Annotated in this window: 1 protein-coding gene; it reads right to left on the bottom strand. The window is 53.8% G+C overall.

The window, feature by feature from the left end; translation table 11 throughout:
- The coding region (locus ACTHUR_RS19905) for an iron chelate uptake ABC transporter family permease subunit (protein WP_440400523.1) at positions 1-472 on the bottom strand (472 nt) is incomplete at both ends.

Genomic DNA, 472 nt, shown 5'->3' with positions numbered 1-472 from the left:
CCGAGCAGGTAAACATCGAGGCGGTGGCGTTCGCGCCAGATCACGGCGGCGCTGATGAGCAACACGACTGAGCCGATACCCAACAATTCCGAGTGGACGGTATTGAAGGTGGCAAACATATTCGCCTGCGCGGCGGTAAATTCTTCGGGATCAATCATGCGCGAAAGCAGCGACGACAGGCTGCGGAACAAAATCCCGAAAATCACGCCGATTAAAATCATACGCGACAAATCTCGTCCACCTTGTTTGATGAGCGTGTAGAACAATAGCAGCGAGCCGCCCATCATGACGATCAGTTCAAAGCCGAATTTTCCCGTCAACGGCAGGGAAGCATAGCCCACGCCGCCGAGCGTAAACACCAGCAAGGTCTGCAAAAACACATACAGCGAATCGAAACCCAAAATCGAAGGGGTCAGAATCGGATTGTTGGTCAGCGTTTGGAAGAGTTGCGTGGACACGCCGACCGCATAGG

It is taken from the genome of Neisseria sp. P0021.S007, from assembly GCF_051956855.1.
Note: the sequence above shows the minus strand (reverse complement) of the source record. Positions and strands in the feature narration are given on the sequence as shown.